This is a genomic window from Streptomyces sp. NPDC002265 (assembly GCF_040296125.1).
GTDB lineage: Bacteria > Actinomycetota > Actinomycetes > Streptomycetales > Streptomycetaceae > Streptomyces.
The window spans coordinates 1-23,028 of record NZ_JBEOWS010000138.1 but is presented as its reverse complement, the minus strand read 5'-3'; the positions used below and the strand labels follow the sequence as shown (position 1 = coordinate 23,028).

Here is a 23,028-nt window from a genome sequence, read left to right as displayed (position 1 = left end):
CGCCAGCGGCTCACGCTGGCCCGGTCGCTGATCACGGACCCGGAGGTCCTCGTCCTGGACGAGCCGACCTCCGCCGTCGACTCGCACACCGAGGCGCGCATCGCGGAGGGTGTCAGCCGGCTGCGGGCGGGCCGCACGACGGTGGTCTTCACCTCCTCACCGCTGCTGCTGGACCGCGCCGACCGGGTCGTCCTCGTGCACGAGGGCGAGGTCGCGGCGGTCGGCGAGCACCGGGAGCTGGTGCTCAAGGAGCCCCGGTACCGGGCCGTGGTGACCCGGGAGACGCAGGACGAGCCCGCCTTCGCCACCGGTGCGCGGACGCCGTCGGAGACCGCACCGGCCGGACCGACCGCGGCGACCGTGTCGGCCGCGAGGCCGGAGCCCGTCACCTCGGCCGGAGCCGCCGGGACCACCGAGCCGGCCGGGACCGCCGGGACCGCCGGGACCGATGACGACGGTGCCTTCCGGGGCGCCCTGGAAGAGATCGAGGAGACCGCATGATCGGCGTGGCGCCACCGGCCTACGACCCGGCGGCCCCGACGACGGCGAGCACCCTGCCCGTCGGCGCCCCGGCGACCGTACGCGCCTACGTGGCCGAACTGTTCCGCCGGCACCGCCCGGCCTTCCTGATGCTCATCACGGTCAACACGGTCGCGGTGATCACCTCGATGGTCGGTCCCTGGCTGCTGGGCGGCCTGGTCGAGCGTGTGTCGGACCACGCGCGCGAACTCCATCTGGAGCGCACCGCCGCCCTGTTCGTGATCGCCCTGCTCGTCCAGGCCGTGTTCGTGCGGCAGGTGCGGCTGCGGGGCGCGGTGCTCGGCGAGCGGATGCTGGCCGACCTGCGCGAGGACTTCCTCGTGCGGTCGGTGGGGCTGCCGCCGGGTGTCCTGGAGCGGGCGGGCACCGGCGATCTGCTCTCCCGGATCACCACGGACATCGACCGGCTGGGCAACGCCATGCGCGAGGCCGTGCCGCAGCTCGCGATCGGCGTGATGTGGACGGTGCTGCTGCTCGGCGGACTCGTCGTCACCGCACCGCCGCTGGCCCCGGCCGTGCTGCTCGCCGCGCCGGTGCTGATCGTCGGCTGCCGCTGGTACTTCCGGCGGGCACCCTCCGGATACCGTTCCGAAGCCGCCGGATACGCAGCCGTCGCCGCCGCTCTCGCCGAGACCGTGGACGCCGGACGCACCGTCGAGGCGCACCGGCTCGGAGTCCGCCGCGTCGAGCAGTCGGACCGCCGCATCAAGGAGTGGACCGCCTGGGAGCGCTACACGCTCTGGCTGCGGTCCGTGCTCTTCCCGGTCGTCAGCGTCACCCATGTGACCGTGATCGCCTCCGTCGTGCTGATCGGCGGGGTGTTCGTCCTCCAGGGCTGGATCGGGATCGGCCAGATGACCACGAGCGCGTTGATCGCGCAGATGCTGGTCGACCCGGTCAACCTGATCCTTCGCTGGTACGACGAGTTGCAGGTGGCCCAGGTGTCGCTCGCGCGGCTGGTCGGAGTGCGGGACATCGAGCCCGAAGCCGGGGACGAGTCGGTGGCCCCCGACGGGCGCGACGTCCACGCGGACCGGGTGCACTTCGGCTACCGCGCGGGGGTGGACGTCCTGCGCGAGGTCTCGCTCGCGGTCGCGCCCGGCACCCGGCTGGCGCTGGTCGGCCCCTCCGGCGCGGGCAAGTCCACCCTGGGCAGGCTGCTCGCCGGCATCTACGCGCCCCGGGCGGGCCGCATCGCCCTCGGGGGCGCCGAGCTGTCCCGGATGCCCGCCGAACGGGTCCGCTCGCACGTGGCCCTGGTCAACCAGGAACACCACGTGTTCGTGGGCTCCCTGCGTGACAACCTGCTGCTCGCCCGGACCCACGCGGACGACGCCGCGCTGTGGGCCGCGCTCGGCGCGGTCGACGCGGACGGCTGGGCGCGCGCCCTCGACGCCGGTCTGGACACCGAGGTCGGCTCGGGCGGCCTCGCGCTCACCCCGGCCCAGGCCCAGCAGATCGCGCTGGCCCGGCTGGTGCTGGCCGACCCGCACACCCTGGTCCTGGACGAGGCGACCTCGCTGCTCGACCCGCGGGCGGCACGGCATCTTGAGCGCTCCCTGGCCCGCGTGCTCGACGGCCGTACGGTGATCGCCATCGCCCACCGGCTGCACACCGCCCACGACGCGGACGTCATCGCGGTCGTGGAGAACGGCCGCATCAGTGAGCTGGGCAGCCATGACGAGCTGGTCGCGGCGGACGGCGCGTACGCGGCCCTGTGGCGGTCCTGGCACGGCTGAGGGAGCGGACGGCGCCGGGCGGGCGGACGCACGGTCCGGGCGGCCCGGTCCGGTGTCGGCCCGGTCCGGCTTCGGCCGTCGCCGACCCCCCGGAGCAGGTCCGCAGGCCCCGTGGCCGCACCGGCCGGGCGTCGACGGCGAGCCGCCGGGCAGGAGCGGCCACGTCGGCGCGCCGCGGCCCTCCCCCCGGCCACCCTCTCGGTGCGGGGCCGCCGGGCGGGTCCGCCAGGGCCGGGCGGCGTCGGCGGACACGGGCCCGTCCGCCGGGCGCCGGCCGACGGGACTCCGCAGGAGACCGGGCTCCCGGGGACTCTCGCGGGGGCGTCGGCGGGGGCTCTCCGGGCGGTCCGGGAGGGCCGTGCGCGTGCCGACGGTGGGCGCCTCCTCGCGCTCTGGCGTTGCGCAGTCCCGAACCCGGGTGGAACGCTGGAAAGCGGCACAGGTTCCGGAAGCACCCGGGAATCCTTCGGTGCGTGCCGCGCGCAGCCTGCGCCCCGTGCAGCGGCGGCCGATCGCCGACCGCGGTACGAGCGGGCCCGTTCCCACGACCTGGAGGTACCCGTGAACAGCGTCGACGGATGGGGAGACGACGTCTACCAGCCCGACGGATCCGAGGTCCAGGCCGACACGGGACTCCTCGACGTGGAAGACACCCTGGAGAACGACGGCGTCGGAGACCCTCTCGACCGGGGCTGGTCCCCTCCCGAGCGGCCCTGGGCGGTGGAGCGCTCCGACGTCACCGCCGCCGAGCGGCACCGCGGCCAGACGCTGGACGAGCGCCTGGCGGAGGAGACGCCGGACCTCGACGTCTCCGACAGCGACGGCATCGGAGACGTCGAGGGCACCGACGGCGAAGTCCTCGACAACGAGGTCGGCGCCATGCGCTCCGGCAGGCTCGTGGCCCCCGACGAGGGCGCGCACGAGGACGAGGAGAGCGCGCTGGTCGCCACGGACGTCGGCATCGACGGTGCGGCGGCCTCCGCGGAGGAGGCCGCGATGCACATCGTCGACGAGGACAGCCTGTCCGGCTGAGTCCAGGGCCCCGGCCGGGCGTGACACCCCGGACGGGCGTACCGCGCCGGGGCGTCCGTGCCTCCTCAGATGTAGTTGAGCGCTGCCGCGCCGCACACCCCGCCGGCCACCATGAACACGGGCATCAGCACCTTGAGCTCGACCCAGCTGCCGGCCCGGAAACGCATCACCTTCGGGGTACCGAGGGGGTACCAGCGCTTGCGGCCCAGCGGGATCGGCCAGAGTATCGGGCAGCCCGAGACGGTCAGGGCGTCCCCGATGTCGTGCACCAGGGCGCCGAGAACGATCGGCAGGCCCAGCCACAGATACTCCTGGCCGGGTGCCGTGAACAGCCAGTCCGAGCCGTTGCCGGGCTTGTCCAGGACTCCGGCGAGGATCCATGCGCTGGTCGCGGCCAGCAGCCACACCAGGATGTCGCTGCTGGAGCCGCGGGCGGCCCGCCACAGCAGGCCTTCGATGGCCAGCACCATGTGCACGAAGAGGATCGCCAGCACCGCCCAGCGACCGCCGGCGATCGCCAGCGCGGAGGTGCCCGCGCCGATCATGACCGCCCACAGCCAGGTGTGGGTGAGGGTGCGGTGTCCACCGGAGCGGCGCGGGTCGCCCGGCTTCCTGGTGGACTTGTAGGCGGCGTAGGAGAGCTTGTCGACGATCTCGCAGAGCCAGTGCGAGACCGGGCCGAAGGCGCGGGATATGGTGGCGGCCTTGTGGTCGAGGTCCGGAGCGAGAGCGGCACCGGCGCAGATCAGCGCACCGACCACCACGACTGGCCAGGGCATCGGATGCCCGGCCGCGGCGGTCGCCGCCCCTACGCCGAGCCAGGCGGCAGCGCCCGACAGTGAGTGTGCTGGTCCCATCATGGCCGTTGCCTGCCCTATTCCTCGTGTACCGCTGTCCAGTTGACCGGGTGCGTTGACGCTCCGTCGGCGCCACAGCGTAGCGGTCGTGATCTTCGACGCGGAATCCGATTCCCGTATCGGGCCCGAGGCCAGGCAATATGGGTGCGTGACCCTCATCGATCAGCTGCCGCCGACCGCAGACCCCGACGCCCTCTACGAAGCCTTCGAGTCGTGGGCCCAGGAGCGCGGTCTGACGCTCTACCCCCACCAGGAGGAGGCGCTGATCGAGGTGGTCTCCGGTGCCAACGTGATCGTGTCGACGCCCACCGGGTCGGGCAAGAGCATGATCGCGGCGGGCGCGCACTTCGCCGCGCTCGCCCGGGACGAGGTCACGTTCTACACCGCCCCGATCAAGGCGCTGGTCTCGGAGAAGTTCTTCGAGCTGTGCAAGATCTTCGGCACCGAGAACGTCGGCATGCTCACCGGTGACGCGTCCGTCAACGCGGACGCGCCGGTGATTTGCTGCACCGCCGAGGTGCTCGCGTCGATCGCGCTGCGCGACGGCAAGGACGCCGACGTCGGCCAGGTCGTCATGGACGAGTTCCACTTCTACGCGGAAGGGGACCGGGGCTGGGCCTGGCAGATCCCTCTGCTGGAACTGCCGCAGGCGCAGTTCGTCCTGATGTCGGCCACGCTCGGTGACGTCTCCTTCTTCGAGAAGGACCTGACCCGGCGCACCGGCCGGCCCACCTCGGTGGTCCGCTCGGCCAACCGCCCGGTGCCGCTCTCCTACGAGTACCGCTACACCCCGCTCACGGAGACTCTCACCGACCTGCTGGACACCAGGCAGGCGCCGGTCTACATCGTGCACTTCACCCAGGCGCAGGCCGTGGAGCGGGCGCAGGCGCTGATGAGCATCAACATGTGCTCGAAGGAGGAGAAGGAGCGGATCGCCGACCTGATCGGCAACTTCCGTTTCACCACCAAGTTCGGCCGCAACCTCTCCCGCTACGTGCGGCACGGCATCGGCGTCCACCATGCCGGCATGCTGCCGAAGTACCGGCGTCTGGTGGAGAAGCTCGCCCAGGCCGGTCTGTTGAAGGTCATCTGCGGCACGGACACGCTCGGCGTCGGTGTCAACGTGCCCATCCGCACCGTTCTGTTCACGGCTCTGACCAAGTACGACGGCAATCGGGTGCGCACGCTGCGGGCCCGGGAGTTCCACCAGATCGCGGGCCGGGCCGGCCGGGCCGGTTTCGACACGGCCGGCTTCGTGGTCGCGCAGGCGCCCGAGCACGTCATCGAGAACGAGAAGGCGCTCGCCAAGGCGGGTGACGACCCCAAGAAGCGCCGGAAGGTGGTCCGCAAGAAGGCGCCCGAGGGCTTCGTCGCCTGGACCGAGACCACGTTCGACAAGCTCATCACCTCCGAGCCGGAGCCGCTGACCTCCCGTTTCCGGGTGACGCACACGATGCTGCTGTCGGTGATCGCCCGGCCCGGCAACGCCTTCGAGGCGATGCGCCGGCTCCTGGAGGACAACCACGAGCCGCGCAAGCAGCAGCTGCGGCACATCCGGCGCGCGATCGCGATCTACCGTTCCCTGCTGGACGGCGGCATCGTGGAGAAGCTCGACACACCGGACGCCACGGGCCGCATCGTGCGTCTGACGGTCGACCTCCAGCAGGACTTCGCCCTCAACCAGCCGCTCTCCACCTTCGCGCTGGCCGCGTTCGAACTCCTGGACCCGGAGTCGCCGTCGTACGCGCTGGACATGGTGTCCGTCGTGGAGTCCACCCTGGACGACCCGCGGCAGATCCTCGCCGCCCAGCAGAACAAGGCGCGCGGCGAGGCCGTCGCCGCGATGAAGGCGGACGGGGTCGAGTACGACGAGCGCATGGAGCGGCTCCAGGACATCGGCTACCCGAAGCCGCTGGAGGAACTGCTCTTCCACGCCTACGACACCTACCGCAAGAGCCACCCGTGGGTGGGCGACCATCCGCTGTCGCCGAAGTCCGTCATCCGTGACATGTACGAGCGGGCCATGTCCTTCACGGAGCTGGTCTCCCACTACGAGCTGGCACGTACCGAGGGCATCGTGCTGCGCTACCTGGCCAGCGCGTACAAGACCCTGGAGCACAACATCCCGGACGACCTGAAGTCCGAGGATCTGGAGGACCTGATCGCCTGGCTGGGCGAGATGGTGCGCCAGGTTGACTCCAGCCTGCTGGACGAGTGGGAGCAGCTGGCCAACCCGGAGGAGATGACGGCCGAGGAGGCCCAGGAGAAGGCCGACCAGGTCAAGCCGGTCACCGCCAACGCGCGTGCCTTCCGTGTCCTGGTCCGCAACGCCATGTTCCGCCGTGTCGAGCTCGCCGCCCTCGACCAGGTCGGGGAGCTGGGCGAGATGGACGCGGAGGCCGGGTGGGACGCCGAGGCCTGGGGCGAGGCGATGGACAAGTACTGGGACGAGTACGAGGAGCTCGGCACCGGTCCGGACGCCCGCGGTCCCAAGCTGCTCCTGATCGAGGAGGAGCCGCAGCACGGCCTGTGGCGGGTCCGGCAGATCTTCGACGACCCCCGTGGCGATCACGACTGGGGTGTCAGCGCCGAGATCGACCTCGCTGCCTCGGACGCCGAGGGCCGCGCTGTCGTCCGTGTCACCGACGTCGGCCAGCTGTGAGCCGGGGAGAATCCCACCCATGACGAATCCGACCGAGAGGCTCGTCGACCTGCTCGACCTGGAGCAGATCGAGGTCAACATCTTCCGTGGCCGCAGCCCGCAGGAATCCCTGCAACGGGTCTTCGGCGGCCAGGTGGCGGGCCAGGCGCTGGTCGCCGCCGGGCGCACCACCGACGGCGAGCGCCCGGTGCACTCGCTGCACGCGTACTTCCTGCGCCCCGGCCGTCCGGGCGTGCCGATCGTGTACCAGGTCGAGCGGGTCCGGGACGGGCGGTCGTTCACCACCCGCCGGGTCACCGCCGTGCAGCAGGGCCGCACGATCTTCAATCTCACCGCCTCCTTTCACAGGCCTGAGGAAGGTCCCTTCGAGCACCAGCTGCCGCCGGCCCGCAAGGTGCCGGCTCCGGATTCCCTGCCGACGGTCGCGGAGGAGATCCGGGAGCATCTGGGAGCACTGCCGGAGCAGTTGGAGCGGATGGCGCGCCGTCAGCCCTTCGACATCCGGTATGTGGACCGGCTGCGCTGGAACGCCGAGGACATCGAGGGTGCCGAGCCGCGCAGCGCGGTGTGGATGCGTGCGGTCGGTCCGCTCGGGGACGATCCGCTGGTGCACACGTGCGCGTTGACGTACGCGAGCGACATGACGCTGCTGGACGCCGTCCGTATCCCGGTCGAACCCCTGTGGGGTGCGCGGAACTTCGACATGGCGTCGCTGGACCATGCCATGTGGTTCCACCGGCCGTTCCGCGCGGACGAGTGGTTTCTGTACGACCAGGAGTCGCCGATCGCCACGGGCGGGCGGGGCCTGGCCCGCGGCCGGATCTACGACCTGGAGGGACGCCTGCTGGTGTCCGTCGTCCAGGAGGGTCTGTTCCGGGCGCTGTAGGTCAGGGGCTTCTGCGGCAAAGCCGGCTCAGGAAGCCTCGCGTCCGCTCGGTCCTGTCCGGCACGTGCGTCGCCGCGCCGCGGACTTCGCGCCGTGGGGGCCGACGATCCGCGTCCGCGTCCGCGGTCCCGTGGGGTGCGGGGCGTGGCACGGGCCGTTGCGGGCGCGCCTGCTCGACGGCGCGCGCCAGGTCGGCCCTGAGCCGGCCGATCTCGTCCGGGTCGGCGGCCATGGCGATCGTCTCGGCGATCCGCGCGGACGGTGACCCGGGAGCGCCCTGGGCGGGCGGGTCCGGCCGGAACCGGTCGACCCTGGCTCGCTCGCGGGGATCCGGGACGGTCTCGGCGATCTGGTCGGGGGCGAGCAGAGCGGCCAGGGCACCCGCGCGCTGCCAGGGGCCGTCGGCCTGCCGCAGCAGGAATTCCAGCTGCCGCGCCCGCCAGTTGCGGGGCCGCAGGTCCACTCCCGCGCGCAGCCGGTCCCGCAGCGCTTCGGGGGTACGCCCGGTCAGCAGCCGACGGTGTTCCTCCTTGGCGGCGAACTGCTCGATGTCGTCGGCGAGATACAGCCAGACCAGCGCGCGGTAGCGGTTGAGGTAGAACTTCACCGGGGTCACCAGGCCCAGACGTGCCAGGCGGGTGAAGCGAGCGGCCGTCACGTCCATGAGGGCCGCGCCCTCCCTGGTCCCCACGACCCGGACACCGGCGCGCAGCCCTTCGGGGAAGTCCGCCGCGGCACGCAACCGTTCGATCTCGCTGTGCGCGACGCGGCGTGCTCCCCCGCCGCCTTCGTCGGGCACGGTCCGGATCCGTCCGAGGCGCACGGCGAGATCGAACTCGCCCCGCCTGAGTCCCAGTTCCCTTGCGGCGCGGCTGGTGGCGACGGTGCCGGCCGCGACGGCGGGGAAGTGCGGTGTCGCGATGGTGGGCACGTGCGGTGTCGTGATCGTGTGGCCGGACATGGTCGGTCTCCCCCGTGGCGTCGGTGACTCGCGCCGTGCGCGCTTGCCGTGGGAAAAACCGTAGCCGCAGCGGCACTTGTCGTGGCGAGCCTGTGGATAACTCGACGGAGGATGAAAAACCGCAGGTCAGATGTCTACGACCGGGGTTCGTTCGGGCTGACGCGCGTCCAGTCCGAGGTGTTCGCCGACTCGGTTGACGAGGAGTGTCATCTCGTAGGCGATCTGGCCGATGTCGGCCTGCGCGCCGGTGAGGACGCTCAGGCAGCTGCCGGTGCCCGCGGCGGTGACGAACAGGACGGCGTCGTCGAACTCGACCATCGTCTGACGCACCTGTCCCGCGCCGAAGTGGCGTCCCGAGCCCTTGGCCAGGCTGTGCAGTCCGGACGACACGGCGGCCAGATGCTCCGAATCCTCCCGTCGTAGTCCTGTGCTCGCGGCTGTCACCAGTCCGTCGCTGGACAACACCAAGGCGTGCCGTACGTGTTCGACACGCTCGGTCAGGTCGTCCAGCAGCCAGCCGAGTCCCTGGTTCTGCTCCATGATCCGGTCTCCCCGTGCGACGTCTCCCCCTGACCGGAGGATCTCTCCGCCAGCCTTCCCCACCTCAGGGCGCCCGGCAAGGAGGATGTGGACATGGCACAGAAGATGACCGATGACGAGTGGCGGGCGTTCGTCTCGTACGGGACGCGCACGGGGAAATTGTCCACCGTCCGGGCCGACGGAAGCCCGCACGTGGCGCCGATCTGGTTCCTGCTGGACGGGGACGAGATCGTGTTCAACACCGGCAAGAGCACCGTGAAGGGACGCAATCTGGCCAGGGACGGCCGGGTCGCGCTGTGCGTGGACGACGACCGGCCGCCGTTCGACTTCGTGGTGGTGCACGGACGTGCGGCGCTCTCGGAGGACCTGGACGAGGTCCGGCACTGGGCCACCCGGATCGCCGCCCGGTACATGGGAGAGGACCGGGCCGAGGAGATCGGCGCCCGCAACGGCGTCCCGGGGGAACTCCTAGTCCGGATCGGGGTCGAGAAGGTCCTGGCGGAGAAGGGCGTCGCCGACTGACGGCGCCGCCGGTCCGAAGGCCGACCGTCAGCCCACCGAGTCGAGCAGCCGGGCGGTGTGCATCCGCCCGGCGTACTCGACGAGCCGGATCAGGACTTCCTTCCCCGAGTCGCGGTCGCGGGCGTCGCACAGCACGACGGGCGTGCCCTCGTCGAGATCGAGGGCCGACGAGACCTCGCGGGCGCCGTAGGTCCGGGCGGACGGGAAGCAGTTGACGGCCACCACGAACGGGATGTGGCGGTGCTCGAAGTAGTCCACGGCGGGGAAGCAGTCCTCCAGCCGCCGGGTGTCGGCGAGGACCACGGCCCCGAGGGCTCCCTGCGACAGCTCGTCCCACAGGAACCAGAAGCGGTCCTGGCCGGGGGTGCCGAACAGGTACAGGGAGAGGCCGGAGCGGATGGTGATGCGCCCGAAGTCCATCGCGACGGTCGTCGTGACCTTCTGGTCCACGCCGCCGGTGTCGTCCACCAGCTGTCCGGCCTCGCTGAGCAGTTCCTCGGTGCGCAGCGGCCTGATCTCGCTGACCGCGCCCACCAGGGTGGTCTTGCCCACGCCGAACCCGCCGGCGACCAGGATCTTCAACGCCAGGGCGGTCGTGTCGCCGTCCATGTCTTCGGAGTGCTCGGAGATCATCGATCACTTCTCTCGGGAGTACGGGCCACGGCGGACGTCCGTCCGTCGGGATGCGGCACGCCCGGGCGGACGGTCCGCCCGTGGCTCCGGGGCGGTTTCACGAAGTCAGCATCATGACAACTGCACCCCCCTCAGGGGGCATTCGACCGTTTGTGGAACGATCGGGCCGATCTGTGCACGTTCGCTGCGCGGCGGGCTGCCGAATTCGCCGGTGTGCACGTCCATTCGGGTCCGGACGGTGGTGAACGTTCATCTACAGTGCCCGCAGCCCTGCGATCACCTCGCGCAGAATCCGTTCGTCGGGCAGCTGCGCCGGAGGAACCGGCCGGCTGACGACGACGCGGCCCAGCTCCAGGAGGTCGCCGAGCAGAACCCGGACGACGCCGACGGGTAGGTCGGCGCCTGCCGCGAGTTCGGCGACGGACTGTGTCTCCGGACGGCACAGATCGACGAGGCGGCGGTGCTCCGGGCCGAGACCGGCGTCGTCGGCTCCGGACGCCGCCGGGTCCAGGGTGACGAGCGCGATCAGGTCGAAGCGCACTCCGACGGGGCCGGGCTTGGTCCGTCCTCCCGTCATGGCGTACGGGCGCACCAAGGGCCCGGCCTCGTTGTCGTACCACTGGCTGCCCTGCTCGTGCGGGGCCGCGCGCCTGCCTTCGGTCATCTTCGCCGGCCGTTCCCTCGCCTCATCCACCGGCCGGCGGGCGCGCGGTGGCGCGCGGCGCGCTGCGCAGGTGCTCGCCCACGCGCTTGACCAGGCGTGCCATCTCGTACGCCACGAGGCCGATGTCGGCGGTCACCGCGGTCAGCAGGGCGAGGCAGGAGCCGTCGCCCGCGGCGGCCACGAACAGGAAGCCGTCGTCCATCTCCACCATCGTCTGGCGTACGCCGCCGGCGCCGAAGTGCCTGCCCGCGCCCTTGGCCAGGCTGTGGAAGCCGGAGGCGACCGCGGCCAGGTGTTCGGCGTCCTCCCGGCTCAGGTCGGTCGACGCGCCCACGGCGAGGCCGTCGTTGGACAGCACCACGGCGTGCCTGACTTCGCGCACCCGCGTCACCAGGTCGTCCAGCAGCCAGTCGAGTTCGCCGGACCGCCGGGCCTGCCTCACGCTCGGGTCCTGGATCATGCGGGGTCTCCTTCGCCTCTGTCGCTGACCGGTGCGGAGCCCGGGGTGGCTCCGCGGCCGGGTTGCCTGCCTCCGCCGCGTGTCCACCCCGCGCGAAAGGCCGTCATGCGGTCCCGTACGAGTTCCGGTGTGCGCCCGTCGTCACCGCCCGGGTCGGCCTGCTGCTCTGGCTCCTCGGCGGCCCGCTCCCGCAGTTGGGGGGCGAGGCTGGCCTGCCGTACCCGGCGCGGGAGGTTGTCGGATCCCGCGGCGTCGTCCGTGGGGCGGTGCAGGCGCAAGGTGGCGACTCCGGGGGACGGGTCCTTGGGCCCGGCTGCCGCCGCGGTCTGTGCGGGGGCGGACAGCGCCGGCCGGTCGGTGGACGGGGGGACGGCTCCCTGGTGCGCGGTGGGGCCCGCCACGCGCGCGTAGGCACGTGGTTCCACGGTGCGCGGTGCTTCCTCGGCCGCACAGGCAGAACGTTCCGGCGCACCGCTGTGCAACAGGGCTGTGGGCAGCAGGACGACCGCGGTGGTGCCGCCGTAGGGCGAGGTCCGCAGATGCACCTTGATGTCGTGGCGCGCCGCGAGCCGGCTGACCACGAACAGGCCGAGCCGGTCGCTGTCGAAGAGATTCAGGGCCTCGGACTGCGCGATGCGCCGGTTGGCCTCGGCGAGCGTCTCCTTGCCCATGCCGAGTCCGCGGTCCTCGACCTCGATCGCGTAACCGTTGCCGACGGGTTCGCCGGCGATGCGCACGCGTGTGTGGGGCGGTGAGAACTGGGCCGCGTTCTCGACGATCTCGGCCAGCAGGTGGGTGAGGTCGGCCACCGCGGTGCCGATGACGGACGCCTCGGGGAGTTGTCGTACCTCCACGCGCGCGTAGTCCTCGATCTCGGAGACGGCCGCGCGGACCACGTTCGTCAGGGAGACCGGTATGCGCCAGGCCCGGCCGGGGGCCGCGCCGGAGAGGATGATCAGGCTCTCCGCGTGGCGGCGCATACGGGTGGTGAGGTGGTCGAGACGGAAGAGGTCGCCGAGCTCGTCGGGGTCGTCCGACCGGCGTTCCATGCTGTCGAGGAGGCTGAGCTGGCGGTGGACGAGGACCTGGCTGCGGCGCGCGAGGTTGACGAACACCCCGGAGATGCCGCTGGCCAGTTCCGCACGTTCCACGGCGGCGTGCAGCGCGGCCCGGTGCACGATGCCGAGGGCCTCGGCGACCTGACCTGTCTCGTCCTCCGCGCGTGGTCCGGGCGGCGCCTCCGCCAGGACGTCGATCTCCTCGCCCGCGTGCAGCCTGCGCATGGTCTCGGGCAGTTTGCGCCGGGCGATGTCCAGAGCGCGGTTGCGCAGGCCGACCAGTTCGACGACCAGGCCGCGTCCGATGCGCACCGAGATGACCAGCGACGCGGTGACGGCAACGAGCCCGAGCAGCACCGCGGCACCCGCCGAGGTGAGCAGGCCGCGGGTGAACGGGTCGGCGCGGTCGGCGACGCCGCGCGCGGCGTCCTTCTCGATGGCGCGCATGCCGCCCTGCACGCGCGTGTGCGCGTCGTCCCACGTGGCGCCGGGTGCCGCGTCGATCGCGCGCTGGCCGGAGCCGCTCGCCAGGACCCGGTCCTCGACCGCCTCCACGGCGGCGTAGGCGCCGCTCTCGGCGAGGCTCCGCCAGGCGGCGCTTTCGGAGCCGCGCAGGTCCACGACGGCCGACCCGGTGAGCGCGCGACGGATGTCGACGGCCCCGGTGAACTGCCTCAGCCGCGCCCCGTCGAGCGTGCCGACGAGGCGTGCGCTGGCGAGCAGCGTGTCCTCCTGGGCCAGCGCCTCCCCCGCGCGGGAGAATTCGAGCAGTACGCGCGCGTCCGAGCCGAGGTCGGCGTCCTGGACGCCGGTCAGCGCTCCGTCGACGCGGAAGGCGGCGGTGATGCTGTCCGTGTAGCGCGTGTACGTCTCCTGCCATCCGGCGCGGCCGTCGAGCACGTCGGTCCGCAGGGAGCGCAGGTCCTCCACGCCCATGACGAACGCCTCCAGCCGCTGGGCCACCCCGGCGGGCATCTCCTGGCCGTCGGCGACGGTGTTGCGGTCGCCGAGGCGCAGCTTCGCGACGGCTCCGTCGGTGCGCCGCGTCAGCTCGCGGTAGTCGCCGCCGGAGGCGAGGGCAGGTTCGGTCGCGTACCGCACGGCCGTGGCGCGCTCGGCCTGGAGAGCGGCGACCGCGGCCGCGACGGGGGCCCGGACCTGGGCGTCCACCTGCTGCAACTGCCGCAGCCTGGAGACGTCCTGAGCGGTGCTGACGGTGGCGGACGCCCACAGCGCCAGCAGTGACACGACCGGCACCATCAGCAGGCAGACGATCTTGGCGCGGACGGTGCCCGGCCGCAGCCGCCGGCCCGCGCGCCCGTGCGGGCCGTCCGCCGGCGCGGCCGGGGAGTCGTCGGGGCCCTCGTCGGCGGGTGGTCCGGCGTGCGCGCGGCGACCGCGTGCCGGGGGCGGAGGCGGCGTCTCGGCGCCGGCCGGGGCGGTCCTACGGGGTGTACGCATGGCCTCCTCGCTCGGAAGTGGTTCGTTCGTGGGCCTGGTGCGCGGATTCACCGGCACGACAGGCCCGCTAGCGGGCGACGCTCTCGGCCGTGCGCTGGGCCGAGGCGGATGCCTCGCGCTCCCCCGTCGCCGGCGACAGCGCGACGAAGGCCGAGGTCAGGAAGAGGTAGGAACCGAGGCCGACGGCGAGGGGGAAGATGAACTGCATCGCCGAGGCTCCGGGCAGGGCGGCGCCGGAGGGCGTGACGTGCACGCTCACGGCGAACATCCCGGTGTAGTGCATGCTGCTGACGGCGGCTCCCATGACGAGGGAGGCGACGGTGACCGCGACCGGCGACTTGATGTTGAGGGCCGCCCACAGGGCCGCGGTCGCCGCGACGACGGCGATCAGGACGGAGAGCCCGACGAGCGGCGGGTCGTAGCTCACGCGTCCGTGCAGCCGCATCGCGGCCATGCCGAGGTAGTGCATGCTCGCGACGCCCAGCCCGGTGGTGAGTCCGCCGAGGAGCAGCGCGCGGGTGCGGCCGCGGCCGTAGCCGACGGCGAAGACTCCGGCGGATACGACGATCATGGCGACCACGAGGCTCAGGACGGTCAGCGGCACGTCGTAATGGATGTCCGTGCCGCCGACGCCGAAGCCGAGCATGGCCACGAAGTGCATCGTCCAGATGCCGGTACCGATCGCCGAGGCCGCGGTGAGCAGCCAGTTGCGGCGCGAGCGCCCGGTGGCACCGAGGGCGCGGACGGTGCAGCGGAGTCCCAGCGCAGCCCCTGTGCACGCCATCACGTACGACAGCGCGGGGGTCAGCCAGCCGAAGGTGGCGTGGTCCAGGTGTCCCATGGCCGGTGGACGCTAGTCGGGGCATGGGAGCACGAAGGGGGCGCATTTCGAAACCTGCTGGAATATGACACATATACGCATCGGTTCGATCGCCCGAAGCTCGAACATGTGCGCCGAGACGTCGCTGGTGTCGGTGCGGGATCATGCGGAACATGAGCGACCATCACACGCACGTCCAGGAGTTCTTCACCGCCCGGGCGGCCGGCTGGGACAGCCGGTTTCCCGACGACGGCCCCGCCTACGCGGCCGCCGTCGCCGCGCTGGGCCTGCGCGAAGGGGACCGCGTGCTCGACGCGGGCTGCGGCACCGGGCGCGCCCTGGGGCCGCTGCGGGCCGCCGTGGGCGCCTCGGGAGTGGTCGTCGGGGCGGATCTGACACCGGCCATGCTGGAGGCGGCCGCACGGGCCGGGCAGGGCCGGAACGGGCGGCTGCTGCTCGCCGACGTCACCGCGCTCCCGTTGCGCTCCCAGTCGCTGGACGCGGTGTTCGCGGCCGGGCTCCTCGCCCATCTGCCTCGCCCGGCGGAGAACCTCCGGGAGCTGGCCCGTGTGGTGCGTCCCGGTGGGACGCTGGCGCTGTTCCATCCGATCGGCAGAAGGGCGCTGGCCGCACGTCAGGGCCGCGAGATCACCCCGGACGACCTGCGCGCGGAACCCCGCCTGCGTCCGCTCCTGGCCGCCTCGGGGTGGCGTATGACGTCGTACGTCGACGAGGACACGCGGTTCCTGGCCCTGGCGCTGCGGGAGGGCTGAGACAGCCGGCTGCGACCTGCCCGGAGGGTCAGCCCCGGCCGCCTCCCAGGACCGCCGCGACGAACGCGTCGGGGTTGTCGAACATGACGTTGTGACCGGCGCCGGCCGCAGTCACCACCCGCACCCCCGCGGCCTCCAGGGTTTCCCTGCCCTCGAGTTCCCCGCTCCGCTCACCCTGCACGTACACGCGCTCGACCGTCAGTCCTTCGAGGACGGTGCGCATCACCGGATCCGAACCCTTCCTGAGCCCCACGGCGGAACGGTGCAGGGCGCGCGGGTCCGCCAGCCGCATGGTCGCCGCCCACAGCGGTCCCACCTGCTCCAGCACGCGCGCGTGGCCGCCGTCGACGAAGACGTCCTCCTCGTAGGAGGCGATGCCGCTGCTCCCCGCAGTGACCGGCGGGAAGGCGTCGAGGTTGGCCTCGGTGAGGACCAGCCGGGACACGAGGTCGGGCCGCCGCCCAGCGAGCACGACGGCGACGGAACCGCCCATGCTGTGCCCGACGAGTTCGGCGCCCGTCACGCCGGCAGCGTCCAGTGCCGCGGCCAGGGCGTCCGCGTGGTCCACGAGGGTGTAGCCGAAGTGCTCGGGCCGGTCGCTGATGCCGTGCCCGGGCAGGTCCACGAACAGACTGCGACGCCCCGCGAGTTCGGGCCGGGCGGCGACATGCGCGTGGTACACGGCAGAGGTCGCGCCGAGGCCGTGCACGTACACGCGCGCGGGTTCCGCTCCCGGCGTCTCCGTCCAACGCACGCAGTTCCCCTTGCCGTCGAACTCGGCCTGCTTCATCCCGTCTCCCCGCTCGTCACCTGAACATGTCACCGACTTCGTCCTTCATCGCACTCCCGACTATACATCGATGACGATGTATAGCGATGGCGATGCATGCAAGGAGGCCGCGGCGAGCGGAACGCACGGGCCAGGAACACCCAGGCAGTGCACGGGAGAGGGATGCGCGGGAGAGGGATGCAATCCGCAGGGCGCGCCGCGCCGGTGGGCGAGAATGCGGGCATGCTCGAGCTCGCCATCCTCGGATTCCTGTACGACGCCCCGTTGCACGGCTATGAACTGCGCAAACGCATCAACGCCCTCACGGGACACGTGCGGCCGGTGGCCGAGAGCACGCTGTATCCCGCGATCAAGCGGATGGAGCAGGCCGGCCTGCTCGCCCGCGCCACCCGGCCGGGCGCGGTGGCGGCACCACGGCACGTCCTGACGCTCACCGACGAGGGCAGGCGAGAACTGCGCCACCGGCTCGCCGAACCCGTCCAGCGCGACATCACCGACGAGAACCGCTGGTTCACGGTGCTCGCCTTCCTCCGGCATCTGGACGACCCCGGCGCCCAGTCGGCCGTACTGCGGCGCAGGCTGGCGTTCCTGGAGGAACCGGCGAGCTTCTTCTACGCGGGTGACCGCCCGCTGCGCGCCGAGGAGGTGGACGATCCCTTCAGACGCGGCATCCTGACCATCGCGCGCGCCACCTCCCGCGCCGAACTCGCCTGGCTGCGGGGCACCCTGGAGTCACTCGGCGGTTGACGCGCCCGGATGCCTCACGGGGCAACCCCGTACGCCGGCGACCGGGCGGGTGCCCAGGTCTTCCAGCCGGTAGCCCTCGGGGTAGCCCTTGATCTCCCAGTTCTGACGCGCGTGGTGCGGTGCGCGCCGCGGCGGCAGCAGCCGGACGACCCGCCCCCGCATCCGCACCGCACGGCGCACGAACGCGCGAGTGGCATCACCCGGCGGGGTGTACCGGAAGGCCCGCAGCAGCGGTTCGTCGAGCAGTGCGAGCGTCGAGGCACGCAGCAGCGGAGCGAGCGGGCGCGGATACCAGGACGCCATCAGGTCGAGGGTGGCGTCCGAGACTCGCCGAGCCTCCTCGTCCCAGCCGAAGTGGGCCTCTTCATAGGCGTCGAGGCAGGCCTCGAACTCCTCGTAGGTCCGAGGGACGTCCTTGATGCCCATGTGCCACCCCAGGGTTCGGTAGTGAACGGCCGAAGCGACGACCTCGTGGCGTGACAGCCGGCGCCACGCGAATGTGTCGATCCACCTCCTGGGCATCACGACGAACGTGCACAGGACATAGCGCATGTCGTCGTCACTGATGTCGTAGCTGCGGTGCATCTGGTTGATGCGGCGGACCGCGGTGCGGCCCTGGATGCTGTGGAAACCGTGCTCGACGACGGCGTCGAGCAGCAGCGACGTGTCGTCGTAACGCTTTTGCGGACGGTCCGTGAGCTCCGCCGTCGCGGCCAGCAGCCGACCGATGCTCGGGACGGCATAGGTGCGGTAGAGGGCCAATTCGAGGGCCCGGGTGTAGTCCCAGGGAAACTCGTACGCCGAGCTGAGCCGGTAGATCTCGAGCGAGTCCCGGTACGGATCCAACCGCCTGATCTGTTCGAGCCGCTCGAACCGGTTCATCGAAGCGTCCCCCTTATGCCGTCGAGGCTTCAACTCTACGTTGGAGAGGAGAGGATGGCCGATCGAGAGACAACCGCGCATGGGGGCACCGTGTTCGACAGAGTCCGCGTGTTCGACCGCATCCGAAGGACATTCGCGGGGATCCTCGGCCCGGACCGGCCCGAGGCGAGGACCGAGCGCAAGCGGCGTACGCACAACCTGTTCGAGGCGGCCGCCGTGTACGTCGTGGCCTGCGCGGAGGACGATCAGGAGCGGATCGCCGAGGCGGAGGGATGGGTGTCACCGGAGGCGCTGTCGTTCGGGGTGAGCGAGCTGGCGTGCCGCGCCGTGATCGCCCTCGCACGGGAGCGCGACGAGTCGCCTGGCGCGGTGGCACGTGATCTTCTCGGGCTCCCGACGGCCTGAGGGACCCCGGCCGAGGTTGGCCGATTCGTCCCGTCCGGACGAAAACCGCAGTTCCGCATGCGCCTGGGAGCGGTGACAAGCGGCTTCCGGGCACACTAGGGTGCGCGCCGATGGACGAACCAATGGGGAGGCTGAGATGGCCGGGACGGACGAGGACACCGTCGCCGCCGCGGACGACGCGCTCTACGTGCTCACGGCGCTGCTGCTGACGCCGGCGAAATTCCCGACCGTACTGGGCGACGACTACCCGGAGGCCTGCTCGGCCCTCGGTCTCGCCCCTCTCGTCGACGGCTACGGCCTCGTGCTGGGGCAGGACGGCGACGGGGCGCGCTGGACGGTCGCGATCGACGACGTGTCGCTGGTCGCCGTCGCGATCGCGACGTGGGACTGCGGCCTGGAGTACGACCTGTCGCCCGAGGAGCAGACCGTCGTGGCCGCCCTGCCCGGCTGGCCCCTCGATGTGGCGGTCGCGGCGCCCGGCGTGCCGGCACCGCACGATCCGGCCCCGGAGGAGGGGGACGGCCCGCCCCTGTGCCCGCCGGACACGAGCGTCTGGGGCCCGGCCCAGCGGCGCCTGGGCGCGGACGAGATCGCCGTGCAGTGGGCGCGATGGCGGGAGCAGCTCGACGAGGACGCCTTCAGCCCCTCTGCGAAGGATCCCGAGAAGGCCGCGGGCCCGGACGGCGTCTCCGCGGCGGCAGAGGACGCCGAAGGCGCCTCGGGAGCCCCTGCGGGCACCGACGCGGACGCCGGGGCGTCCGAGGCCGACGACAAGGCCGGCGAGCCCGGCGGGACCGCGCCCAAGGAGCCCGGCCACCAGGGGATCCGGCGCGTCCTGGCGGAGGCCTGGGCGTACGTCGATTCGCCGCCGCCCCTGGGACGGGTGCGGTCCTCCTTCGGATCGGGGGACGCGCGGACCCTGCGTGCCGACGGTCCGGGCTGGTCGCTGGTGGCGAGGACCGACGACATCGCGTTCGTCCTGCTGGACGACGAGCCCGGTGAGGTGCTGCCGGTGGGACGCGGACCGGAGCTGCCCCGCCTGCTGGCAGCCCTCGACAAGATGGCCGTACGCCCGAACTGAGACCGGCCCCGGGCCCGGCGGCCGGCCGTCGGCGGCTCGGGACGGCGGCTCCGGGTGGCGGTGACTCCGGCCGGCACGGGCGTGTGCCGACCGGCCCCGGCGTCCCGCGACCGCACCCGGCGCGCGGTCAGGCGTCCACGGGCCGCGCCCGCGGTCGGCCGTCCACGGGCCACGCAGTCCGCGGGCCCGTGGACGGAGACGGACGCGTCAGCGCCCCAGCTCCTTGCGGCCGACCCTGCGCAGCCTGCGCCGCTGCGAGGGGTCCAGCGCGAGGTATGCGGCCGCGGGAACGCCCAGGACTATCAGCAGTGCGGCCCACCATGGCAGCCAGATCAGCAGGATGAGCCCGACCGCCACCCCTCCCGCGGCGATCTTCGCGTTCTTCGACATGTGCGTCGCCTCCTTCGCGGCCCCTGCCGCTCTCTGCTGTGAAAACGGGCCCGCGCTCCCCGCGGTTCCGACTCGCACCCCTGAGACGTCCCTGACACCCGACCCTTACGGGACCCTGAGAGGGTAAAAAACCGCCTTTCATGACGTGACATGCATCACACTCTAGGGCGGTTCGGGCCGGGCGTGCCGCCGTCCGCGCCACCCCGCCGAAGCCGCCGCCCGGCCCTCCTCCGGACGGATCCGACCGTCACCGCGAACGCACCCCCGGCGGACCCGCCCGCCCTCGGCGACGGCCCTCCACACACATGCCCCCGCCAAGGGAGCAGGGCCCCCTGCTCGGCCCGGCGCCGGTCCGCCGAGCGGCCGACGTCCGGCGTTCACCGGTCAGTCGTTCGGCGTTCGACCGGAAACCCAACTCTGTCCGCTGTCAGCACACTTGGTCCGTACGACCCCAACCCGGCAACCTCGCCCCACATCTGACGGCTTTTCCGTAACCCGCTCCTCAGGAGGCTCGATGTCCCCGCTCGCCACCGGCCGGCGCCGCGTCCACCGTTCCGTCGCGGCGGGTGTACCCCTCGCGGTACTGGCCGCACTCGTGGCGGCCGGACCGGCCGCGAGCGCGCCCTCCGAGGACGCCCGCGTCGTCCGCACGGCGACGCTCGGAGACCTTCCCCTCGGCGCGTTCAGCAATGCGCTGCTGCCCGGGACCGTGGACGACGACCGTGGCGTCGACCTCGGCGGCATCGGGAGCGACATCTACCCGGCGGGCCGCAAGGGCGAGTTCTGGACGGTCACCGACCGTGGACCCAACGGCCAGATCAAGGTGAGCGGCACCAAGCGCCGCACGTTCCCGGTCCCCGGCTTCGACCCGGCGATCGTGAAGATCCGGGTCTCCGGTGACACCGTGAAGGTGCTTGACGCCATTGCGCTCACCACGTCGTCCGGGAAGCCGGTGACGGGCCTGTCGAACCTGGCGGGTCGCGACGAGGCTCCGTACTCCTACAACGCGACGACACCCCTGTCCTACAACCCGAACGGGCTGGACACCGAGGGGATCGTGCGCGCCGCGGACGGCAGCTTCTGGCTGGTCGACGAGTACGGTCCGTCCCTCGTCCATGTCTCCGCGCGTGGCAGGGTGCTCGTCCGCTACGTGCCCGAGGGGCTGGAACTCCCCGGTGCGGACTACCCGGTGGTCCAGTCGCTGCCGGCCGTGCTGCTGCACCGGAAGATCAACCGCGGCTTCGAGGGACTCGCCCAACTGCCCTGCGGCGACCTGGTGATGGCCTTGCAGAGCCCGCTGTCCCTGCCGGACGCGAACGCCGGGGACGCCTCGCGCACCACCCGGCTGCTGCGCTTCTCCACCAAGAAGCGGGCGGTCACCGCCGAGTACGCCTACCGCTTCGACCCGGTGAACGTGGTCGACCCGAGCGAGGACGACACCGCCGAGCTCAAGATCTCCTCGGTCGTGGCCGTCGGCGGGGACCGGCTGCTGGTCGAGGAGCGCACCGACAAGGCCGCCCGGCTGCAACTGATCCGCCTGGACCGCAGGGAGAACATTCTCGGGAGCGTCTGGGACGACGACACGACGTCGCCGTCCCTGGAGCAGCTCGACGATCCGGCGGCCGCGGGCGTCCCGGTGCCGGCCAAGCGGCTGGTCGTCGATCTGGGCAAGGTCGCCGGCGTACCGGGGAAGATCGAAGGCGTCGCGCGCGTGGATCACGACACGCTCGCCCTCATCAACGACAACGACTTCGGCATGACGGACGGCGCGGGCGCCTTCGACGCGCAGGGCCGGCTGGTCGACAGCGGCATCGAGACGACGGTGACCTACGTGCGGCTGCCGCGGGGCATCTGACCCACGGCCGTCCGCACCCGCCGTCAGGGTGCCAGCGACGGAAGCAACGACACCAGGTCGCTGGGCAGTTCGGTGGGAAGCTCGGTCGGCAGCTCGGTCGGCAGCGCGGTCGGCAGCCCGCTGGGCAGGGTGCTGGGCAGCTCGGTCGGGAGGCTGAAGGAGGGCGCGGGAGTGGTGCTCGCGCTGCTCTCCCCGGCCGGTTTCCGTGCGGGCGAGTCGTCGTTCCGAGAGGTCGTCAGGACCACGACGGCGACGACGATCCCGACGGCGACGATCGCCGCGAGCAGCAGGTGAAGGGGGTTGCGACGCCGCCCGGGCCCGCGCGGGTCCTGGGGCGGCGGGCCGTACCCGCTGTCGCCTCCCGGGGGGCCGTAGCCGCTGTCGCCTCCAGGCGGCGGGCCGTAGCCCCCTTCGTGGCCTCCGTGAGCGCGGCCGGTCGGTACGGTAGGCGGTCCGAATCCGCCGCCCGGCGGCTCGGGCGGCTGTGGCGGTACGGGCGGTATGGCCATACCGACCAGGGTCGCGCCGTACCGGCCCCGATGCGACCCCCGCACGGAGGTTGACACGGAATCAGGTCGTGGACCGCATGATTCCGGGTCATTCCGCGCGGGGGCCGGTCACGGCGAGGCCATGCGAACAGACACGCGTGCGTGTGTTCAGCCGTGTGTACGTGCCGTCAGGCACGCGTGTGTTCAGCCGCGGGTGCCGAGGAGGTGGTCCATGGCGAGCTGGTCGAGGCGCTCGAACGCCATCCCGCGCGCGGCGGCCGCGTCGACGTCGAACTCCTCGAACGACGCCCGGTCGGCCAGCAGCGCCTGCAGACCGTCGGCGGCCGTGGGCTGCGCCAGCTCGTCCAGCCGCGCCGCCCGCAGCGCCTCCTGGACCTGCGGGTCCGCGCGGAAGGCCAGCGCACGCTCCTTCAGGATCAGGTAGTTGCGCATGCAGCCCTCGGCCGACGCCCACACCCCGTCCACGTCCTCGGTCCGCGGCGGCTTGAAGTCGAAGTGCTTCGGACCCGCGTAACCCGCACTCTCCAGCAGATCCACCAGCCAGAACGCCGAACGCAGATCACCCGCCCCGAACCGCAGGTCCTGGTCGTACTTGATCCCCGACTGCCCGTTCAGATCGATGTGGAACAGCTTGCCCGCCCACAGCGCCTGCGCGATCCCGTGCGCGAAGTTCAGCCCCGCCATCTGCTCGTGGCCGACCTCCGGGTTCACCCCGTACAGCTCCGGACGCTCCAGCCGCTCGATGAACGCCAGAGCGTGAC

At 72.1% G+C, this 23,028-nt stretch carries 23 protein-coding genes and 1 pseudogene; 11 read left to right on the top strand and 13 right to left on the bottom strand.

Annotated elements, in window-relative coordinates; genetic code table 11:
* From ABT085_RS23620 to ABT085_RS23610, 3 genes and pseudogenes are all read left to right on the top strand, one after another.
* Positions 1–501: pseudogene (locus ABT085_RS23620) on the top strand (ABC transporter ATP-binding protein); the annotation flags it as partial.
* On the top strand, positions 498–2,279 hold the full coding sequence (locus ABT085_RS23615; RefSeq protein ID WP_351611255.1) for an ABC transporter ATP-binding protein: 1,782 nt from the start codon (positions 498–500) through the stop codon (positions 2,277–2,279). The pseudogene ABT085_RS23620 and the gene ABT085_RS23615, both read left to right, overlap by 4 nt.
* Positions 2,280–2,840: 561 nt before the next feature.
* A complete protein-coding gene (locus ABT085_RS23610) occupies positions 2,841–3,311 on the top strand; it encodes a DUF5709 domain-containing protein (RefSeq protein WP_351611252.1) in 471 nt (156 codons plus the stop codon).
* Between the two features lie 65 nt (positions 3,312–3,376).
* On the opposite strand, the gene ABT085_RS23605 is transcribed toward ABT085_RS23610, so the two are convergent.
* Positions 3,377–4,171, bottom strand: coding sequence for a metal-dependent hydrolase (locus ABT085_RS23605; protein ID WP_351611249.1), 795 nt, complete (start codon positions 4,169–4,171; stop codon positions 3,377–3,379).
* 145 nt (positions 4,172–4,316) lie between these two features.
* On the opposite strand from ABT085_RS23605, the gene ABT085_RS23600 reads away from it, so the two are divergent.
* Positions 4,317–6,830, top strand: coding sequence for a DEAD/DEAH box helicase (locus ABT085_RS23600; protein ID WP_351611246.1), 2,514 nt, complete (start codon positions 4,317–4,319; stop codon positions 6,828–6,830).
* Between the two features lie 19 nt (positions 6,831–6,849).
* Complete coding sequence (locus ABT085_RS23595) at positions 6,850–7,716, top strand: acyl-CoA thioesterase (RefSeq protein ID WP_351611243.1); 867 nt, start codon at positions 6,850–6,852, stop codon at positions 7,714–7,716.
* A 1-nt stretch (position 7,717) separates the two neighbouring features.
* Here the strand turns inward: ABT085_RS23595 and ABT085_RS23590 are convergent, their stop codons facing one another.
* Positions 7,718–8,677: a DUF6397 family protein gene (locus ABT085_RS23590; RefSeq protein WP_351611240.1), complete on the bottom strand. Its 960-nt coding sequence runs from the start codon at positions 8,675–8,677 to the stop codon at positions 7,718–7,720.
* Positions 8,678–8,803: 126 nt separating this feature from the next.
* A complete protein-coding gene (locus ABT085_RS23585) occupies positions 8,804–9,217 on the bottom strand; it encodes a roadblock/LC7 domain-containing protein (RefSeq protein WP_351611237.1) in 414 nt (137 codons plus the stop codon).
* 93 nt (positions 9,218–9,310) lie between these two features.
* Here ABT085_RS23585 and ABT085_RS23580 point away from each other — a divergent pair, with 93 nt between their 5' ends.
* Positions 9,311–9,739: a PPOX class F420-dependent oxidoreductase gene (locus ABT085_RS23580; protein WP_351611234.1), complete on the top strand. Its 429-nt coding sequence runs from the start codon at positions 9,311–9,313 to the stop codon at positions 9,737–9,739.
* A 27-nt stretch (positions 9,740–9,766) separates the two neighbouring features.
* Here ABT085_RS23580 and ABT085_RS23575 read toward each other — a convergent pair whose 3' ends face one another.
* From ABT085_RS23575 to ABT085_RS23555, 5 genes are all read right to left on the bottom strand, one after another.
* Positions 9,767–10,372, bottom strand: a complete 606-nt coding sequence (locus tag ABT085_RS23575) for a GTP-binding protein (protein WP_351611231.1) — start codon at positions 10,370–10,372, stop codon at positions 9,767–9,769.
* Positions 10,373–10,625: 253 nt separating this feature from the next.
* Positions 10,626–11,036, bottom strand: coding sequence for a DUF742 domain-containing protein (locus ABT085_RS23570; protein ID WP_351611228.1), 411 nt, complete (start codon positions 11,034–11,036; stop codon positions 10,626–10,628).
* Between the two features lie 22 nt (positions 11,037–11,058).
* On the bottom strand, positions 11,059–11,496 hold the full coding sequence (locus ABT085_RS23565) for a roadblock/LC7 domain-containing protein (RefSeq protein ID WP_351611226.1): 438 nt from the start codon (positions 11,494–11,496) through the stop codon (positions 11,059–11,061).
* Positions 11,493–14,015, bottom strand: coding sequence for a sensor histidine kinase (locus tag ABT085_RS23560; protein WP_351611224.1), 2,523 nt, complete (start codon positions 14,013–14,015; stop codon positions 11,493–11,495). The genes ABT085_RS23565 and ABT085_RS23560 overlap by 4 nt, the downstream gene beginning before the upstream one ends.
* 67 nt (positions 14,016–14,082) lie before the next feature.
* On the bottom strand, positions 14,083–14,856 hold the full coding sequence (locus ABT085_RS23555; RefSeq protein WP_351611222.1) for an MHYT domain-containing protein: 774 nt from the start codon (positions 14,854–14,856) through the stop codon (positions 14,083–14,085).
* Between the two features lie 152 nt (positions 14,857–15,008).
* Between ABT085_RS23555 and ABT085_RS23550 the strand changes: the two genes are divergently transcribed.
* On the top strand, positions 15,009–15,608 hold the full coding sequence (locus ABT085_RS23550; RefSeq protein WP_351611219.1) for a class I SAM-dependent methyltransferase: 600 nt from the start codon (positions 15,009–15,011) through the stop codon (positions 15,606–15,608).
* 28 nt (positions 15,609–15,636) lie between these two features.
* Here ABT085_RS23550 and ABT085_RS23545 read toward each other — a convergent pair whose 3' ends face one another.
* Positions 15,637–16,398 carry an alpha/beta fold hydrolase gene (locus ABT085_RS23545; RefSeq protein WP_351611216.1) on the bottom strand — a complete coding sequence of 254 codons (762 nt, stop codon included), beginning with the start codon at positions 16,396–16,398 and terminating at the stop codon, positions 15,637–15,639.
* 222 nt (positions 16,399–16,620) lie between these two features.
* Between ABT085_RS23545 and ABT085_RS23540 the strand changes: the two genes are divergently transcribed.
* Complete coding sequence (locus tag ABT085_RS23540; RefSeq protein ID WP_351611213.1) at positions 16,621–17,145, top strand: PadR family transcriptional regulator; 525 nt, start codon at positions 16,621–16,623, stop codon at positions 17,143–17,145.
* On the opposite strand, the gene ABT085_RS23535 is transcribed toward ABT085_RS23540, so the two are convergent.
* On the bottom strand, positions 17,131–18,027 hold the full coding sequence (locus tag ABT085_RS23535) for an oxygenase MpaB family protein (protein WP_351611210.1): 897 nt from the start codon (positions 18,025–18,027) through the stop codon (positions 17,131–17,133). The two genes, ABT085_RS23540 and ABT085_RS23535, sit on opposite strands and share 15 nt — an antisense overlap.
* Before the next feature lie 108 nt (positions 18,028–18,135).
* Between ABT085_RS23535 and ABT085_RS23530 the strand changes: the two genes are divergently transcribed.
* Together ABT085_RS23530 and ABT085_RS23525 are read left to right on the top strand one after the other, a co-directional pair.
* Positions 18,136–18,432: a hypothetical protein gene (locus ABT085_RS23530; protein ID WP_502982788.1), complete on the top strand. Its 297-nt coding sequence runs from the start codon at positions 18,136–18,138 to the stop codon at positions 18,430–18,432.
* A 136-nt stretch (positions 18,433–18,568) separates the two neighbouring features.
* A complete protein-coding gene (locus tag ABT085_RS23525; RefSeq protein ID WP_351611207.1) occupies positions 18,569–19,513 on the top strand; it encodes a hypothetical protein in 945 nt (314 codons plus the stop codon).
* A 207-nt stretch (positions 19,514–19,720) separates the two neighbouring features.
* On the opposite strand, the gene ABT085_RS23520 is transcribed toward ABT085_RS23525, so the two are convergent.
* Entirely contained in the window at positions 19,721–19,903 is a 183-nt protein-coding gene (locus tag ABT085_RS23520; RefSeq protein ID WP_351611204.1) for a tail-anchor membrane protein, read from the bottom strand.
* A gap of 514 nt (positions 19,904–20,417) precedes the next feature.
* Here ABT085_RS23520 and ABT085_RS23515 point away from each other — a divergent pair.
* Complete coding sequence (locus ABT085_RS23515) at positions 20,418–21,758, top strand: esterase-like activity of phytase family protein (RefSeq protein ID WP_351611201.1); 1,341 nt, start codon at positions 20,418–20,420, stop codon at positions 21,756–21,758.
* A gap of 23 nt (positions 21,759–21,781) precedes the next feature.
* Here ABT085_RS23515 and ABT085_RS23510 read toward each other — a convergent pair whose 3' ends face one another.
* Both ABT085_RS23510 and ABT085_RS23505 read right to left on the bottom strand, forming a co-directional pair.
* Positions 21,782–22,267, bottom strand: a complete 486-nt coding sequence (locus tag ABT085_RS23510; protein ID WP_351611198.1) for a hypothetical protein — start codon at positions 22,265–22,267, stop codon at positions 21,782–21,784.
* 183 nt (positions 22,268–22,450) lie between these two features.
* Positions 22,451–23,028, bottom strand: a 578-nt coding sequence (locus ABT085_RS23505) for an apurinic/apyrimidinic endonuclease family protein (RefSeq protein WP_502982787.1), incomplete at its 5' end; no start/stop codon positions are given.